Source organism: Muricoccus radiodurans, assembly GCF_050154705.1.
Taxonomy (GTDB): Bacteria; Pseudomonadota; Alphaproteobacteria; order Acetobacterales; family Acetobacteraceae; genus Roseomonas; species Roseomonas radiodurans.
On sequence record NZ_CP189561.1, the window covers coordinates 3,630,063 to 3,644,486 of the forward strand.

Genomic DNA, 14,424 nt, shown 5'->3' on the forward strand with positions numbered 1-14,424 from the left:
ATGGCCCCGGAGGGGGGACCGGCGGGTTCGGCCGGCATCGCCGTGCCGCTGGGCGGCATCGCGGCACCGGGGTCGCGGGCGGCACGCGGCGGCCCGTCCGCGTGGCGCGCCTGGGTGGAGCGCTGGCTGCCGCACCTCGTGCTCTGGCCGCCGCTGCTCATCAGCGTGATCCATGTCGTCGGCTTCACGGGCTACACGACCTGGCTTTCCTTCACCGCCTCCACCCTCGTGCCGGAGCATGACTGGGTGGGGCTGCGGAACTACTGGTCGGTGTCGGCCTCGCGGAACTGGAACATCGCCTTCGGCAACCTGCTGATCTACGGCGCCTGCTTCGTGATCCTCACCGCGGCGCTCGGCCTGCTGCTGGCGATCCTGATCGACCAGCGCATTCGGGCGGAGAGCCTCTTCCGCACGATCTTCCTCTACCCCATGGCGGTGTCCTTCGTGGTCACCGGCACGGTCTGGTCCTGGCTGCTGAACCCGAGCATCGGTATCCAGAAGCTCGTCCGCGACTTCGGCCTGGAGGGCTTCCGCTTCGACTGGCTGGTGGACCGGGACATGGCGATCTACACGATCGTGATCGCCGGGGCCTGGCAGGCCTCGGGCTTCGCCATGGCGCTCTTCCTCGCCGGCATCCGGTCGGTCGAGGCCGACCTCTACAAGGCCGCGCAGATCGACGGGGCGGGAACCTGGCGGATCTACCGCCGGGTGGTGCTGCCCTCCATCGCGCCGATCTTCGTGGCCGTGCTCGTCATCCTGCTGCAATACGCGATCAAGACCTTCGACCTCGTGCGGGCGCTGACGGGCGGCGGGCCGGGAATCGCCACCCAGCTCCCCACCCTGGTCGTCTATGACCTGATGTTCCAGCGCGGACTGCTGGGGCGCGGCGCGGCGGCCGCAGTCATGATGCTGCTGACCTTGGTGGCCGTGCTGCTGCCCTACTTCCTCTATGTCCGCTGGCGCCGCAGGAAGGAGGCCCGCCATGGCTGAGGCCGCTACCCCCGCCGCCTTCGGCGGTGCCCGGACGCCGCTCGCCCGCGGGCTGGTCTACGCGCTGCTGATCGGCTTCGCCGCCTTCTACCTCGCGCCGCTCCTCGTCGTGGTGCTGAACTCGCTTCGCTCGGCGGGGGATATCGGCGCCACCTCCGTCATCGGCCTTCCCCAGGCCGTGGTGACGGACAACTTCGCCCGCGCCTGGGGCAGCTACTGCATCGCGCAGACCTGCGCGGGCATCGCGCCCTACATGGCCAACTCCTTCCTGATGGTCATCCCGGCGACGATCCTGTCGACCCTGCTGGGCGCGCTGAACGGCTACTCCATCGCGCTCTGGCGCTTCCGGGGGGATCAATGGGTCTTCGGCCTCATCACCCTCGGCGTCTTCCTGCCGGAGCAGATGAAGCTCATCCCCTGGACCCTCGTGCTGCGCGACCTCGGGCTGACGGGCAGCCTGTGGGGCCTCGTGCTGATCCATGTCGTGCAGGGCATCAGCTTCACCACCCTGTTCTGCCGCAACTACTACGTCGCGATCCCGCAGGAGCTGCTGAAGGCGGCGCGGATCGACGGGGCCGGCTTCTTCCGCATCTTCTGGCGGATCGTCCTTCCCCTGTCGCCGCCGATCCTGATCGTGACGGTCATCTGGCAGTTCACCCATATCTGGAATGAGTTCCTCTACGGCGTCACCTTCACCTCCGGCCTGGACCAGCCGGTCACGGCAGCGTTGATCGCGCTCAGCGTCTCGGTGAGCGAGGCGCCGCAATACGGGGTGCAGAGCGCGGCCGTGCTGCTGGCCGCCTTGCCGACGCTGCTCGTCTATCTCTTCGGCGGGCGCTACTTCCTGCGCGGGCTGACGGCCGGCGCGGTCAAGTGAAGGGGAAATCATGTCAGCCCTGGTGATCCGCGGCATCCGCAAGCGCTTCGGCGCACAGGAGGTGCTGAAGGGCATCGACCTGGAGGCCGAAGGCGGCGAGTTCATCGTCCTCGTCGGTCCCTCCGGCTGTGGCAAGTCGACCCTGCTGAACATCATCGCCGGGCTGGAGCGACCCGACGAGGGCGCGATCGAGATCGCCGGGGCCGACGTGACGCGGGTGGCGCCGAAGGACCGCGACATCGCCATGGTGTTCCAGTCCTACGCGCTCTATCCCACCATGACGGTCCGGCAGAACATCACCTTCGGCATGGAGTGCCGCCGCGTCCCGAAGCGCCAGCAGGAGGAGGCGCTGGCCCGCACCGCCCGGCTCCTGCAGATCGAGCCCCTGCTGGACCGCAAGCCCGGACAGCTTTCGGGCGGGCAGCGGCAGCGGGTGGCGATGGGCCGCGCCCTCGTCCGCGATCCCCTGCTCTTCCTGTTCGACGAGCCGCTCTCCAACCTCGACGCGAAGCTGCGGGTGGAGATGCGGATGGAGATCAAGCAGCTCCACCGCCGCATCGGCGCCACGATGGTCTACGTCACCCACGACCAGATCGAGGCGATGACGATGGCGACCCGCATCGCCGTCATGCACGGCGGGGAGGTGCAGCAATTCGCCGACCCCGACACCGTCTACAACCGCCCCGCGAACCTCTTCGTCGCCCGCTTCATGGGCGCCCCGCCGATGAACACCTTCGCCGCCCGGCTGACCGGCGGAGGGGACGGGCTGACCGCGGTGATCGGCGCCGGCCGTCCGGATGAGCTCCGCCTGCCCGTCCCCGAGGAGGGCATCTCCGCCGCCTGGTGCGACCGCGAGGTGGTGCTGGGCATCCGCCCGGAGGCGATCGCCGAGGCGGACCGCCGCTTCGGTGCCGACCCCCGCGCCGCCATCGCCGTCGAGGCGCCGGTGGAGATGACCGAGCCCACCGGCGCCGAGACCGTCGTGCTGGCGCGGCTGGGCGGGGAGCGGGTCCTGGCCCGCGTCTCCCCCGACGTGCGCATGCCCGTGGGCGCTCCCGCCCGCTTCGCGGTGGACACCCGCCGCATCTGCCTCTTCGACCCCTCCACGGACCGCCTGATCGCATGAACACTGTCACCGCCTCGCGCTACGCGGGGCTTGAGGGCCGCCTGGTGATCGTCACCGGCGGCGGAAGCGGGATCGGTGCCTCCTTCGTCCGCGCCTTCTCGGAACAGGGGGCCCGCGTGGTCTTCCTCGACCGGCAAGCCGAGGCCAGCAGAGCGCTCGTTGAATCGATCGTGACGGCCGGCCTGCCGGCGCCGCTCTTCGGGGAATGCGACCTGACCGACACCCCCGCGCTCCGGGCGGCGCTGGCCGAGGTGGAGCGCGCCTGCGGGCCGGCTTCCGTGCTGGTGAACAACGCCGCCGTGGACCAGCGCCAGGATTTCCTGTCCGTGACGGAGGAGAGCTTCGACTGGATGATGGCGGTGAACTTCCGCCACGCCTATTTCGCCAGCCAGGCCGTGGTGCCGCAGATGCGGTCCCTCGGCGGCGGCTCGATCGTCAACATGTCCTCGATCGCCTGGATGAATGGCGGGCCGGATATGCAGGCTTACAGCGCGGCCAAGGCGGCGATGGTGGGCTTCACCAACTCGCTCGCCCGGCAGGTGGGACCCGACCGCATCCGCGTGAACGCCATCGCCCCCGGCATGGTCATCACGCCGCGCCAGCGGGAGCTCTGGTATCAGGATGAGCGCCTGATCGCCGAGGGTCGTTCCCGGCAATGCATCCCCGATGGCATCGAGCCCGAGGACATCGCGCGATTGGCGCTGTTCCTGGCATCCGACGACAGCCGGATGATCACGAAGCAGTGCTTCATGGTCAACGGCGGCTCTCGCTGACGGACCGGGCGCTCAGACCTTACCGCCAGTTCACAGGGCGACGGACCGCGGGGCAGACTGGACCAGGCTGCGCAGGATGGTAACGGCGCTGATCACGACGATGGCGTCCTCGATGACGCCCGTCCGCGTCTGGCCATATTGCGGGATCAAGGCGATCCGAGCCCGCCATCCGGGATAGGAGGCGATGACCGCCGTCGTGCCGCCCAACGCTGCGGCCATCCAGCGCTGCCGCCGCGGCGCGAGCGAGGCGCCCGCGATGGCGGACGTCACGAACCGCGTGATCAGACCGATGGGGACGATCCGGTCGGGTGCCGACTTCATCTTGTCGCCGGCCAGCTCCGCGGCTGCGAGGGCGACGGTGGCAACGGCCACCAGCGGATGGGCGAGGATCCGGGGAGCCCCGTTGTCTTCGGGCAAGTCGCCGCGCGCGGCCGCGACGGAGACGGTGGCCAGCGGCGTCAGCCCCCGCTGTCCGCCCACCAGGCCCATCAGGAAGGAGGCAAGCATCTCGTCATCTCGGAGCAGGTTGCCGGGACAACTTGCGCCCGGGGTGCGCGGTTTCACCGCACGGTGCGGAGCATTGGGTCCCACGCTGTCCCGAAGGCGGGCCGTCGAAGTGGCGGGGTGTCAGCCCGGCCCGGATCGCGGAATACGGCATGACGGTCGGCCAGATCCGGAGCGTGGCGTCCGGGCTGAGCCACAACCAGCCGGGCGATCCCGCACGCCTGGCGGATGTGCTGGTCGCCTTCGCGGAAGCGCCGAACCCGCCGGTGCGCCTGCCGCTGGGCAGCGACACGGTGGCCGCGATCGAGGCGAAGCACGCGGCGAACCAGGCGATCGTGGCGGCATGGGGCTCGGTGTCAGTCTCCACCACCTTCGCCGCGGGCTGACTGATCCCGGCGCGCGCCCATGCCGTCCCGACTGGCAGGGGTTGAACGTCGGAAAGCACCGAGGCCCCGTCCGCAACGTTGACGGACCGCCGCGCATTCATCAGCGCGGCGGTCCGGCTGACGGACCTGACGCGTGAGGCCATCCGATTGATGGACGCCTGACAAGGCGGGTCGCCGATCTCCGGGGTGCCCGGGGGTTGGGATGGACCGCCGGGCCGAGCCCGCGGGCTCACCGAAGCACGGTCAATCCGTCGACGGCTCGCACGCCCTGCCCGTTCGGCAGCACGAAAAGCGGATTGATCTCCGCCTCCAGCAGCCGGTCGCCGGCGGCACCGGCCATGGCGGCGAAGGCCAGGACGGCGTCGACCAGCGCGGGGATATCGGCCGGCGGTGCTCCCCGATAACCGCGCAGCAGGCGCGCGGCCCGCAGTTCCTCGACCATCGCCTCGGCATCGGCACGGGCGATCGGCAACAGGCGCAGGGCGGTGTCCTGGAACAGCTCCGCCGCCACGCCTCCGAAACCCAGCAGGATGACCGGGCCGAGCTGCGGGTCGCGATGGAACCCGAGGATCATCTCCACCCCGCCACGCACGCGCTCCTGCACCAGGAAGCCATCGGGAGGAGAGACGCCGGCGGCACGAAGGCGCTCCAACATCTCCGCGCAGGCCGTGGGGATCTCCTCGGCCGTCAGGCCGACGCGCACGCCACCCAGCTCGCTCTTGTGCGCGATGGTGCGGGAAAGGATCTTCAGCACCACCTCTCCTCCGATCTCCCGCGCGGCCTCCACGGCCGCCGCGGCATCCGGGACGGCGTGCTCTCGCGCCACGGGCACGCCGAACCGCGCGAAGAGGGCCTTGCTCTCCGCCTCGTTGAGAGGGCCGGAGGGAACGCCAGCAAGAACGCCATTCTCCGCCACTGTCGGCGCCGGATCTGGGGATGCCGGGCGCGGGTGGAGAGCCCGCAGCACGGAGGCGCAGCTCTCCGGAGTCGCGAAGGCCGGGATGCCCTGCCCGTTCAGCAGCCGCACGAGGTGCGGCGCGTGGGGGGACACATAGGCGAGGATCGGCTTCCGACTGCGCGCCTGTCCTTCGACGATGGCGCCGGCGACGATGTCCGGCGTCGCGAGGGCGGAGGAGCCGATCACCACGACCAGCGCGTCATAGGCCGGACTCTCCAGCAGCGCGTCGATGGCGCCGCGAAACAGATCCGGGCGCAGCCCGGCGAGGGTGACATCCACGGGGTTGCGCCCCATGGCCGCGGGCTCCTCGCCCATGAGCGTCGCCAGTCGCGCCGCCGCCGCATCGTCGGGCGCGGGAACCTCGATGCCCGCCATCCCGCAATTGTCGGCCAGCAGCGTCCCGGCCCCGCCGGTGGAGGTGAGAATCGCGACCCGATCCCCGGCCATGCGGCGCCCGGACGCGAGGGCGGCCGGGATGTCCAGCAGATCGGTGAACGTCTCCGCCCGGATCACGCCGCTCTGGCGGAACAGGGCGTCGTACACGCGGTCCGCCCCGGCCAGGGCGCCGGTGTGGGACGTGGCCGCCCGCGCCCCGGACTCCGAGCGCCCGACCTTGTAGACGACGATCGGTTTCCCGCGCTCGGCCGCGCGCCGCGCGGCCTGCCGGAAGGCCGCCGGCCGCCGCAGCCCCTCCATGTAGACGGCGATGACGTCGGTCGCGTCGTCCTCCACGAGGTGCGCGATGAGCTCGCTGCTGTCCAGGTCGGCCTCGTTGCCCGTGGAGACGAGCTTGGCGAAGTCGATCCCCCGGTCGGCGGCGCGGGAGAGGAGCGAGCCGAGGATGCCGCCGCTCTGGGAGACGACGGAGATGCGCCCGGCCGGCAGGTCGCCCACTTCCAGCGCGCCGGTCGCGGAGAGCATGACCTTGTCGGTCAGGTTCACGAGGCCGATCGTGTTGGGGCCGAGCAGCCGCATGCCTCCGGCCGCAGCCTTCAGCGCCGCCTGGCGGCGGGCGCCCTCCTCGCTGGCCTCGCCGTAGCCGCTGGCGAGCACGATCGCGGCGCGGCACCCGCGCGCCGCGAGGTCGCGCACCGCGGCCTCCGCGCGCTCCGGCCCGAGCAGCACGATGGCGGCATCCGGCGCGCCGGGGAGCGAGGCCGCATCGGCGTAGCAGCGCAGCCCCCCGATGCTCTCGGCGCGCGGGTTGACCGGCCAGATCTCGCCGCCGAACCCGTATTTCTGAAGGTAGCCGACGGGTCGGCCGGTCATCTTGCCCGCGTCGGCGGAGGCCCCGATGACGGCGACGCTGCGCGGGCGCAGCAGGGCGTCGAGGGCGCTCACGACGCGTCTCCCCCCTTGGCGGCGCGCCGCTTCGCCACGCCCTCGAGGAAGGCCGCCACCGATTCCTGATGCTCGCGGGAGGAGTAGCAGATCGCCTGGGCCTGGCTGCCCTGGGCGAAGACGTCCTCGACCGAGTGCTCGAAGGTCGCGTCGAGGATGCCCTTGCTCAGCGCCAGCGCCCCGGGCGCACCGCGGCCGAGCTCCGCCGCCCAGGCGCGCGCATCGTCCAGCAGCGTCTCGGCGCGGGTCACGCGATCGATCATGCCGAGGCGCAGGGCCTCCTCGGGCTCCACCGTCCGGCCGGTCCAGATGAGCTCCTTCGCGCGGGCCAGGCCGACGCGGCGCGGCAGGAAATACATGCCGCCGCCATCCGGGATCAGGCCGCGCAGGATGTAGGACATGGCGAAGCGCGCCGCCTCGGACGCGATGATGAAATCGCAGCAGAGCGCCACGTCGCAGCCCAGACCGGTGGCCGCGCCGTTGACGGCCGCGATGGTCGGCTTGGGCAGGGCGTGCAGCATGGAGACCGCGTGGTGCGTCCGCTGCTGCCGGCGCCAGCCGTTCAGCGCCACCTCCCCGGGCGGCACGGAAAGGCGCGCCTGCATGGATTTCACGTCGCCGCCGGCGCAGAAACCCTTGCCCGCGCCCGTGACCACGAGGGCCTTGATGCTGTCCGTTCGCGCCACCCGGTCCAGCGCTGCCATCAGCTCGGCCCGCATGTCGTCGTCGATCGCGTTGCGCGCCGCGGGGCGGTTGAGGGTCAGGATGGCGACGGGACCGTCGCCCTCCAGCAGGATCGCGTTCTGTCCGGTGCTCTCGATCGTCATGGGGTCGCTTCTCCGGTGTGTCCCGCGATCCCGTTCAGAGACCGCCGCAGGGGGGCGCCCGCATCCCAGGCGCGCAGGCATTCCACCGCATCCTCGAGGTGGAGGCGGAAGTCTTGCCGCGTCACGTACCCAGGATGCGGGGTCAGGATCGTGTTGGGCGCGCGCCGGAGCGGATCATCCGGCGCGCGAAGGCGAGGACCAGTCCCAGGGTCAGCTCGACCGTCGGCGAGGGGAGCGAGGGCGTCCCGCAGGTTGCTGCCGCCGGCCGCGAAGGGCATGACCATCCGCGGCGGCCGGTCGAAGCCGGGAAGGGGCTGGACCGCGTCGCGGCGGAGCATCACGGACAGTGCGGGCGCGAGCGCGAGTTTGGTGCGCCGCTTCATCTGAACGGCTCCTCCGTTGACCGGCTCGCCCCCGGGGACCGGAGGCGGCTCTTGCCCCCCTCTCTCCGTCAGGGCGGGGTGCGCCGAAAGCCCAAGAGTTTTCGTCACCACCCCAACTCGGGGTTAGGGTGGGTCATGCGCCGGGTTCTTCCCCCCCTCGACAGCCTCTGGACCTTTCACATGGTCGCCCAGCTCGGGAGCCTGACGGCCGCCGCGGCCGCCCTCGGCGTCACCCAGCCGGCCGTGAGCAAGCGCCTCAAGGACTTGGAAGGAAGGCTCGCCTGCGCCCTCGTTCAGAGGGGCGTCAACGCGATCAGCCTGACCCCGCTGGGCAGGCGCTACGCCGGCGAGCTCCGGGCCATCTTCGCGCAGCTGGAGGAAGCCACGCGAAACCTCGGAGGAGAGGCGGCCCCGCTCCGCATCCGGGCCTACACCACCTGGGCGCTGCGCTGGCTCATTCCGCGCCTGCCGCGCTTCCGGGCCTCTCATCCGGACATCGACGTGGAGGTGACAACCTCCACCGCCACCGTCGACCTCGCGCGGGAAGGCGTCGACGCGGCCATCAGGACGGCGCCCGCTGCCCGTCGCCCGGCCCCCGGTGCCCGCCCGCTTCAACCGGTCATGGTCGCGCCCTTCGCCGCGCCGTCATCGCTCCCGTCCGGCGCGGCACGGCGCGCCACGGACGACCCTCTCCTCGGCAGCAAGGTCCGGTCCGGCGATTGGCGCCTCTGGCAGGATCACCACGGCCTGCCCGCGGTATCGCCGTTGCTGTTCGAGAGCACGACGCTGGCGATCCAGGCCGCGATGGAGGCGCTGGGCACCGTCATCTGCTCTCCCGCCTTCGTTCGGGACGAAGTCCGGGCCGGCCGCCTGATCTCCCTCGGGGAGGCTCCCCTGCCCACCGGCGACCGCTACTGGCTCATCCTGCCGCGCGGACGCGTCCGACCCGCGCTCCAGATCTTCGCCAACTGGCTCATGGAGGAGGCTGCGGCCGAGGAGGAGACGAGCATCGATCCCGTCAGGGGTAAGAACCCCTGCCAAGGATGAGGGCCGATGCTCGCCGGGAGTGTACGCCTCCGTGCCGTCAGAGCTTCGCCACCCAGTCGCGGGTGAGCGCCACGTCCATCTGGGACAGGCCGTGTCCCAGCGGGAGCTCCTGGTGCTGCACCGACGCGCCGGCTTCCCGCAGGATCGCGGCCAGCCGCGCACTGTTCGCGGCGGGCACGATGGGGTCGTTCACGCCCGACAGCAGCAGGACCTCGGTCCCGCCCAGCCCGACCACCGGGGGTTCCCGATAGGGCACCATGGCCCGCAGCAGCGCCGCGCCGCGCAGCAGGCCGGGATGGCGCAGCAGCAGGCTGGCCGCGATGTTGGCCCCGTTGGAGAAGCCGAGCGCGACCGGCGCGGCGAGCCGGTAGCGGGCCTGCGCGTCGCGGATGAAGGCCGCGAGGTCGTCCGTGCGGCGGCGCAGGTCGTCCTCGTCGAACACGCCCTCCGCATGGCGGCGGAAGAAGCGGGGCATGCCGTTCTCCAGCACGGTGCCGCGCGGCGACAGCAGCGCCGCGCCGGGCGCGACGAGGCGGCCGAGCGGGAGCAGGTCCCTCTCGTCGCCGCCGGTGCCGTGCAGCAGCAGGAGCGGCTGGTGGGCGGAGCCGGTGCCGGGCTCGAAGACGTGGATGATGTCGGTGGCGGTGTCGCTCATGGTCAAATCCTTCCGGGCCGCGCCAGGACGGCGCGGCCCGTGAGAGGGGGTGTTCAGGCGAGGACGGGCAGGGCGGCCTCGATGGACTCGCGGTGCCCTTCCAGGAAGGCGGGCAGCTTCAGCGCGGTGCCCAGCGACTCCGCCGGCTCGTCCACGTCGAAGCCCGGGATGTCCGTCGCGATCTCGAACAGCACGTGGCCGGGCTCGCGGAAGTAGACGGAGCGGAAGTAGTCGCGGTTCTTCTGCTCCGTGGTGCGCAGGCCGTGGTTCTCCATCAGCTTGCGGACCATCTCCATCTCCGCCGCGTCATCCGCCGCGCGGAAGGCGAGGTGGTGCACGGAGCCGCGTCCGAGCCGCGCCGGCAGGAAGCCGCCGACGGCCTGCAGGTCCACGATGCCGCCGAGCGCCGTGCCCTCCACGGCATAGCGCGTAGTGTTGCCCTCCTTCGCCACCTCGCGGAAGCCGAAGACGTCGGTCAGGATCGCCCCGGTCCGCTCCGTGCGGTCCAGCATCAGGGAGACGCTGTGGAAGCCGCGGATGGCGTGCTCCTCGGGAACCTCCCCGTTGCTCCAGGCGGGCTCGGCCTCGAGGCCGGGCAGGCCGACCAGCGCCAGGCGCAGGCCGTCCGGGTCGCGGAAGGTCAGCACCGTCTCGCCGAAGCGCGTCGCGCGCTCCAGGCCGTGGTTCACCAGCCGCGCGGTCCAGTAGCCGATCGCCGCCTGCGGGATGCGGAAGACCGTCTCCCGCAGCTCGCCCGCGCCGGCACGGCCGGGCGCGGCGTGCTCCCAGGGGAAGAAGGTGAGGATGGTGCCGGGGCGGCCGGCCGCGTCGCCGTAGTAGAAGTGGTAGGCGCCGGGGTCGTCGAAGTTCACCGTCTTCTTCACCAGCCGCAGCCCGAGGGTGCGGGTGTAGAAGTCGAGGTTGCGCTGTGCCTGGCCGGCGATGGCCGTGACGTGGTGGATGCCGTGGGTGCCCATGATGGCTGCTCCTGTCGGGTGAAGCCTCGGTGGCTCCGGTGGCCCCACAGTTGTGCCGGCGAGGGGCGGTTGGACAGGGCAAACCGATTGCACTGCTGCAATCCTGTAATTGTCGAATACGCCGTGGCGTTGCATCGACTGATCCGCCACCTTGCGGGCCAGTCCACCGTCGCAATGGAGATTCTGCCGTGATCGACCCTCGTCTCGCCCCCTATGCCATCACCCTGCTGCGCGTCTCGCTGGGGGTGATGTTCATCGCCCATGCCTGGCTGAAGGTGGCGGTCTTCACCGTGCCGGGCTTTGCCGGCTTCCTCGCGCAGGCCGGCTTCCCGCCCGCGCTCGCCCTGCCGGTGATCGTGGCGGAGGCCGTGGGCGGCATCGCCCTGGTGCTCGGCCTCTACGCCCGCGCCGTCTCCGTCGCCCTGCTGCCGGTGCTGGCCGGCGCGCTGCTGGTGCATGCCGGGAATGGCTGGGTGTTCAACGCGCCGAATGGCGGCTGGGAATACCCGGCCTTCCTGATCGTCGGCGCCCTGGTGCAGGCCCTGGCCGGCGACGGCGCCCTGGCGCTGCGGACGACGCCCGTGCCGGCCGCCCGCCCGGTCCTCGCCGCCGCGGCCTGAAGCGCCTAGCATCGTCGCAACCCGCCGGCGGCACGGTTCTCCGTGCCGCCGGCTTCGCGCGTCAGGAGGATGGCCGTGAAGGAATCCGCCCGCACCCTCGCCTGGGACGACTTCCGCCTGATCGACGCGGTGGCGGTCACGCGCAACCTGCCGGCCGCCGCCGCGCGCCTCGGGCTGGACCACTCCACCGTCTTCCGGCGCCTCAAGGCAATCGAGGCGACGCTCGGCCAGCCGCTCTTCGAGCGGCATCGCAGCGGCTACGCGCTGACGCCGGCGGGGGAGGAGATGGCCGCGCTCGCCGCGCGCGTGGACGACGACATCACGACCGTCACGCGCCGCCTCGCGGGCCAGGATGTCGCGCCCTCCGGCGAGGTGCGGGTCGCCACCAGCGACAGCCTGCTCTCGGACCTGCTGATGCCGATGCTCGCGGGCTTCCGGGCCGCGAACCCGGCGATCCGGCTGGACATCGTCACCGGCAACGCGGCGCTGAACCTGTCCCGCCGGGACGCCGACGTGGCGGTGCGCGCGACCGACAACCCGCCCGACACGCTCGTCGGCCGCCGCGCGGCGCGCATCGCCTGGGCGCTCTACGGGGTCGCCGGGGCGGAGCATCCGCTGGACCCGGCGGAGAGCGCACGCTGGGTCTGCCTCGGCGACAACCTGGCGGGGCTGAAGGTGGTGCGCTTCGCGCAGGCGGTCGTCGCGCCCGATCGGCTGGCGGCGCGGTGCGACACGGTTCTCGGCCTGGCGCATGCCGTGGCCGCGGGGATCGGGGTGGGGCACCTTCCCTGCTTCCTCGGCGACACCTGGCCGGGCCTCGTGCGCCTCGCGCCGCCGGACCCGGCCTATGCCTCCGACCTCTGGCTGCTCACCCATCCCGACCTGCGGCACACGCCGCGCGTGCGCGCCCTGATGGACCACCTGGCCGAGGCCATCGCGGCGAAGCGCCCGCTGATCGAGGGCGCCGCGCCGCGACCGGTCAGCCCCGGCCCGGGCTGACCGTCAGGAAGTGCCGCACCACCGGCTCGTCCGGCCCGATGTGGAAGCGGCGCAGCGCCGCCTGCACGTCCGCGTCGGCGCGGGAGACCCGGTGGTGCTGGCGCAGATGCTCGGCCCAGGATTCTACCATGAACCACTCCACCAGCTTCTCCGGATCGGCGGCGTCCTCGGTGATGCCCCAGCCATAGGCGCCGTCCCGCCGCCGCTCGGCGGAGAGGCGGCGCATCGCGCTCAGGAAGGCGATGCGGTCCTCCGCCCCGACCCGATACTCAATGAGGATCATCACGGGGCCGCGGTCATGCGGCACCGGATCGGCGGTCAGCGGCTCCGGCCAGTGGCGGGAGGGAACGAGGTCCGCCTCGCCCGCCGGCAGCTTCACCCGGTGCAGCAGGAACGCCACCAGCACGAGGCCGGCCGCGCCGGCCAGCAGGGCGGCCGGCACGCCGACCGCCTCCGCCACCACGCCCCAGCCGAGGCTGCCCGCCGCCATCGCGCCGTTGAACACGGTGAGATAGACCGCCAGCGCGCGCCCGCGCACCCAGTTGGGCAGGATCGCCTGCGCCGCGCCGTTCAGCGTGGTCAGCGCGACGATCCAGGCGACGCCCAGCAGAAGCAGCGCGGGCAGCGCCAGCCAGCGCGGCGGTGCCAGGGCGAGGGTCGCCATGACGACGGCCGCGGCGAGGCTGGCCGCGAGCATCAGCCCGTCCGCGTCCAGCACCGCGCGGAGCCGCGGCAGCAGCAACGCCCCGCCGATCGCGCCCAGCCCCACGGCGCCCAGCAGGAGACCGTAGAAGCCCGCATCGCCGCCCAGCAGGTTGCGCGCGACGAGCGGCAGCAGCGCCCAGACCGCGCTGGCGAAGGCGAAGAAGATCGCGGCGCGCAGCAGCACCACGTGCAGCTCCCGGCTCGCGCGGGCGTAGCGGAGTCCGGCCCGGAAGGCCCCGCCGAAATTCTCGGCCAGCGCATCCTCCGCCCGCGCCGGGCGCTTCCACCAGAGCAGGGCGAGGATCACCAGGGCGTAGCTCGCGACGTCCACGCCATAGGTGGCGGCGGCACCGGCCGCCGAGAGCAGCAGCCCGCCCGCCGCCGGGCCGATCGCGCGGGCGATGTTGATGCCGAGCGAGTTGAGCGCGACCGCTCCCTTCAGCTCCTTCGCCGACACCAGCTCCGGCACGATTGCCTGCCAGGTCGGCGCCATCAGCGCCGCGCCGATCCCCCCGACGAAGGTGAGGGCGACGAGCGCCGTCACGTTCATCAGCCCGAGCCAGGACAGGATCATCAGCCCGCCGCTGACGGCGGCGAGGAGCACCTGCACGGCGATGAGGAAACGCCGACGATCCAGGATGTCGGAGAGGACGCCGGCCGGGATGGCCAGCAGGAAGACCGGCAGCGTCCCCGCCGCCTGGATCAGCGAGACGGCCGCGGGACCGGCGCCGAGATCCGTCACCAGCCAGGAGCTGGCCACGTCCCGCATGAAGCTGCCGGTGTTGCCGAGGACGGTCGCGGCCCAGATCACCGCGAAGGTGGTCCCGCGCAGCGGGGCGAAGGGCCCGGCGGCGGAGGGCGCGCTCATGCTGCCTGCCGGTCGTGCAGCGCGACGAGGAGGAAGGCGCCGGCGAGGCCGAGATGCTCGTAGAAGGAATTCGCCATCATGAACCGCTCCATGCCGGCCGGAAGTTCCCAGTAGCGGTTCGCGACGGCGGTCGCGGCGAGGGTGAAGGCCATGAGGGCCAGCGCGCCGAGCGGGCGCCGCCACCCGGTCAGGACCATCGCGCTGGCGCCGAGTTCCAGCGCGATGGTGAGGGCGGCCGTGGCGGAGGGCAGCGGCAGCCCGAAATGGGCCGCCTCCGCCACCGCGCCGGGGTAGTCGAACAGCTTGTTCAGCCCGCCCTGGAGATAGGCAGCACAGAGGCCGAGCAGGCCGAGGAGGGTGAGGGCGCGCCGCGCGGCCGGGCTCATCG

The 14,424-nt window shown here is 72.1% G+C and carries 16 protein-coding genes; 8 read left to right on the forward strand and 8 right to left on the reverse strand.

Annotated features, from left to right (window positions below):
* From ACP6CK_RS17220 to ACP6CK_RS17235, 4 genes are read left to right on the forward strand one after another with little or no spacing between them, the layout of a single operon-like run.
* Window positions 1-990 (forward strand): carbohydrate ABC transporter permease, encoded by a 990-nt coding sequence (locus ACP6CK_RS17220; protein ID WP_426954528.1) that lies wholly within the window; start codon window positions 1-3, stop codon window positions 988-990.
* Entirely contained in the window at window positions 983-1,867 is an 885-nt protein-coding gene (locus ACP6CK_RS17225) for a carbohydrate ABC transporter permease (RefSeq protein ID WP_426954529.1), read from the forward strand. The genes ACP6CK_RS17220 and ACP6CK_RS17225 overlap by 8 nt, the downstream gene beginning before the upstream one ends.
* A gap of 10 nt (window positions 1,868-1,877) precedes the next feature.
* On the forward strand, window positions 1,878-2,993 hold the full coding sequence (locus ACP6CK_RS17230; protein ID WP_426954530.1) for an ABC transporter ATP-binding protein: 1,116 nt from the start codon (window positions 1,878-1,880) through the stop codon (window positions 2,991-2,993).
* On the forward strand, window positions 2,990-3,766 hold the full coding sequence (locus ACP6CK_RS17235; protein WP_426954531.1) for an SDR family NAD(P)-dependent oxidoreductase: 777 nt from the start codon (window positions 2,990-2,992) through the stop codon (window positions 3,764-3,766). The genes ACP6CK_RS17230 and ACP6CK_RS17235 overlap by 4 nt, the downstream gene beginning before the upstream one ends.
* A gap of 30 nt (window positions 3,767-3,796) precedes the next feature.
* Here the strand turns inward: ACP6CK_RS17235 and ACP6CK_RS17240 are convergent, their stop codons facing one another.
* Complete coding sequence (locus ACP6CK_RS17240) at window positions 3,797-4,273, reverse strand: DUF4126 family protein (RefSeq protein WP_426954532.1); 477 nt, start codon at window positions 4,271-4,273, stop codon at window positions 3,797-3,799.
* 149 nt (window positions 4,274-4,422) lie between these two features.
* Between ACP6CK_RS17240 and ACP6CK_RS17245 the strand changes: the two genes are divergently transcribed.
* Window positions 4,423-4,656: a hypothetical protein gene (locus ACP6CK_RS17245; RefSeq protein WP_426954533.1), complete on the forward strand. Its 234-nt coding sequence runs from the start codon at window positions 4,423-4,425 to the stop codon at window positions 4,654-4,656.
* 229 nt (window positions 4,657-4,885) lie between these two features.
* On the opposite strand, the gene ACP6CK_RS17250 is transcribed toward ACP6CK_RS17245, so the two are convergent.
* From ACP6CK_RS17250 to ACP6CK_RS17260, 3 genes are read right to left on the reverse strand one after another with little or no spacing between them, the layout of a single operon-like run.
* Window positions 4,886-6,955 carry an acetate--CoA ligase family protein gene (locus ACP6CK_RS17250; protein ID WP_426954534.1) on the reverse strand — a complete coding sequence of 690 codons (2,070 nt, stop codon included), beginning with the start codon at window positions 6,953-6,955 and terminating at the stop codon, window positions 4,886-4,888.
* Window positions 6,952-7,782: an enoyl-CoA hydratase/isomerase family protein gene (locus tag ACP6CK_RS17255; RefSeq protein WP_426954535.1), complete on the reverse strand. Its 831-nt coding sequence runs from the start codon at window positions 7,780-7,782 to the stop codon at window positions 6,952-6,954. Before ACP6CK_RS17255 ends, ACP6CK_RS17250 begins: the two co-directional genes overlap by 4 nt.
* Window positions 7,779-8,165, reverse strand: a complete 387-nt coding sequence (locus ACP6CK_RS17260) for a hypothetical protein (RefSeq protein WP_426954536.1) — start codon at window positions 8,163-8,165, stop codon at window positions 7,779-7,781. Before ACP6CK_RS17260 ends, ACP6CK_RS17255 begins: the two co-directional genes overlap by 4 nt.
* Before the next feature lie 135 nt (window positions 8,166-8,300).
* Between ACP6CK_RS17260 and ACP6CK_RS17265 the strand changes: the two genes are divergently transcribed.
* A complete protein-coding gene (locus ACP6CK_RS17265) occupies window positions 8,301-9,212 on the forward strand; it encodes a LysR substrate-binding domain-containing protein (protein ID WP_426954537.1) in 912 nt (303 codons plus the stop codon).
* Window positions 9,213-9,249: 37 nt separating this feature from the next.
* On the opposite strand, the gene ACP6CK_RS17270 is transcribed toward ACP6CK_RS17265, so the two are convergent.
* Window positions 9,250-9,867, reverse strand: a complete 618-nt coding sequence (locus ACP6CK_RS17270; RefSeq protein ID WP_426954538.1) for an alpha/beta hydrolase — start codon at window positions 9,865-9,867, stop codon at window positions 9,250-9,252.
* A 53-nt stretch (window positions 9,868-9,920) separates the two neighbouring features.
* The gene (locus ACP6CK_RS17275) at window positions 9,921-10,844 is read right to left on the reverse strand and encodes a ring-cleaving dioxygenase (RefSeq protein WP_426954539.1); all 924 of its coding nucleotides are present in this window, start codon (window positions 10,842-10,844) and stop codon (window positions 9,921-9,923) included.
* 188 nt (window positions 10,845-11,032) lie between these two features.
* On the opposite strand from ACP6CK_RS17275, the gene ACP6CK_RS17280 reads away from it, so the two are divergent.
* Both ACP6CK_RS17280 and ACP6CK_RS17285 read left to right on the forward strand, forming a co-directional pair.
* A complete protein-coding gene (locus ACP6CK_RS17280; RefSeq protein ID WP_426954540.1) occupies window positions 11,033-11,464 on the forward strand; it encodes a DoxX family protein in 432 nt (143 codons plus the stop codon).
* A 69-nt stretch (window positions 11,465-11,533) separates the two neighbouring features.
* Complete coding sequence (locus tag ACP6CK_RS17285) at window positions 11,534-12,463, forward strand: LysR family transcriptional regulator (protein WP_426954541.1); 930 nt, start codon at window positions 11,534-11,536, stop codon at window positions 12,461-12,463.
* On the opposite strand, the gene ACP6CK_RS17290 is transcribed toward ACP6CK_RS17285, so the two are convergent.
* Window positions 12,444-14,036, reverse strand: a complete 1,593-nt coding sequence (locus ACP6CK_RS17290; RefSeq protein WP_426954542.1) for an MFS transporter — start codon at window positions 14,034-14,036, stop codon at window positions 12,444-12,446. The genes ACP6CK_RS17285 and ACP6CK_RS17290 overlap by 20 nt on opposite strands.
* Window positions 14,033-14,422 carry a DoxX family protein gene (locus ACP6CK_RS17295; protein ID WP_426954543.1) on the reverse strand — a complete coding sequence of 130 codons (390 nt, stop codon included), beginning with the start codon at window positions 14,420-14,422 and terminating at the stop codon, window positions 14,033-14,035. Before ACP6CK_RS17295 ends, ACP6CK_RS17290 begins: the two co-directional genes overlap by 4 nt.
* Between the last annotated feature and the right edge of the window lie 2 nt (window positions 14,423-14,424).

Coding starts and splice junctions, on each gene's coding strand:
- ACP6CK_RS17220 (WP_426954528.1), top strand. CDS start 1: ATGGCCCCGGAGGGGGGACCGGCGGGTTCGGCCGGCATCGCCGTGCCG.
- ACP6CK_RS17225 (WP_426954529.1), top strand. CDS start 983: ATGGCTGAGGCCGCTACCCCCGCCGCCTTCGGCGGTGCCCGGACGCCG.
- ACP6CK_RS17230 (WP_426954530.1), top strand. CDS start 1,878: ATGTCAGCCCTGGTGATCCGCGGCATCCGCAAGCGCTTCGGCGCACAG.
- ACP6CK_RS17235 (WP_426954531.1), top strand. CDS start 2,990: ATGAACACTGTCACCGCCTCGCGCTACGCGGGGCTTGAGGGCCGCCTG.
- ACP6CK_RS17240 (WP_426954532.1), bottom strand. CDS start 4,273: ATGCTTGCCTCCTTCCTGATGGGCCTGGTGGGCGGACAGCGGGGGCTG.
- ACP6CK_RS17245 (WP_426954533.1), top strand. CDS start 4,423: ATGACGGTCGGCCAGATCCGGAGCGTGGCGTCCGGGCTGAGCCACAAC.
- ACP6CK_RS17255 (WP_426954535.1), bottom strand. CDS start 7,782: ATGACGATCGAGAGCACCGGACAGAACGCGATCCTGCTGGAGGGCGAC.
- ACP6CK_RS17260 (WP_426954536.1), bottom strand. CDS start 8,165: ATGAAGCGGCGCACCAAACTCGCGCTCGCGCCCGCACTGTCCGTGATG.
- ACP6CK_RS17265 (WP_426954537.1), top strand. CDS start 8,301: ATGCGCCGGGTTCTTCCCCCCCTCGACAGCCTCTGGACCTTTCACATG.
- ACP6CK_RS17270 (WP_426954538.1), bottom strand. CDS start 9,867: ATGAGCGACACCGCCACCGACATCATCCACGTCTTCGAGCCCGGCACC.
- ACP6CK_RS17275 (WP_426954539.1), bottom strand. CDS start 10,844: ATGGGCACCCACGGCATCCACCACGTCACGGCCATCGCCGGCCAGGCA.
- ACP6CK_RS17285 (WP_426954541.1), top strand. CDS start 11,534: ATGGCCGTGAAGGAATCCGCCCGCACCCTCGCCTGGGACGACTTCCGC.
- ACP6CK_RS17290 (WP_426954542.1), bottom strand. CDS start 14,036: ATGAGCGCGCCCTCCGCCGCCGGGCCCTTCGCCCCGCTGCGCGGGACC.
- ACP6CK_RS17295 (WP_426954543.1), bottom strand. CDS start 14,422: ATGAGCCCGGCCGCGCGGCGCGCCCTCACCCTCCTCGGCCTGCTCGGC.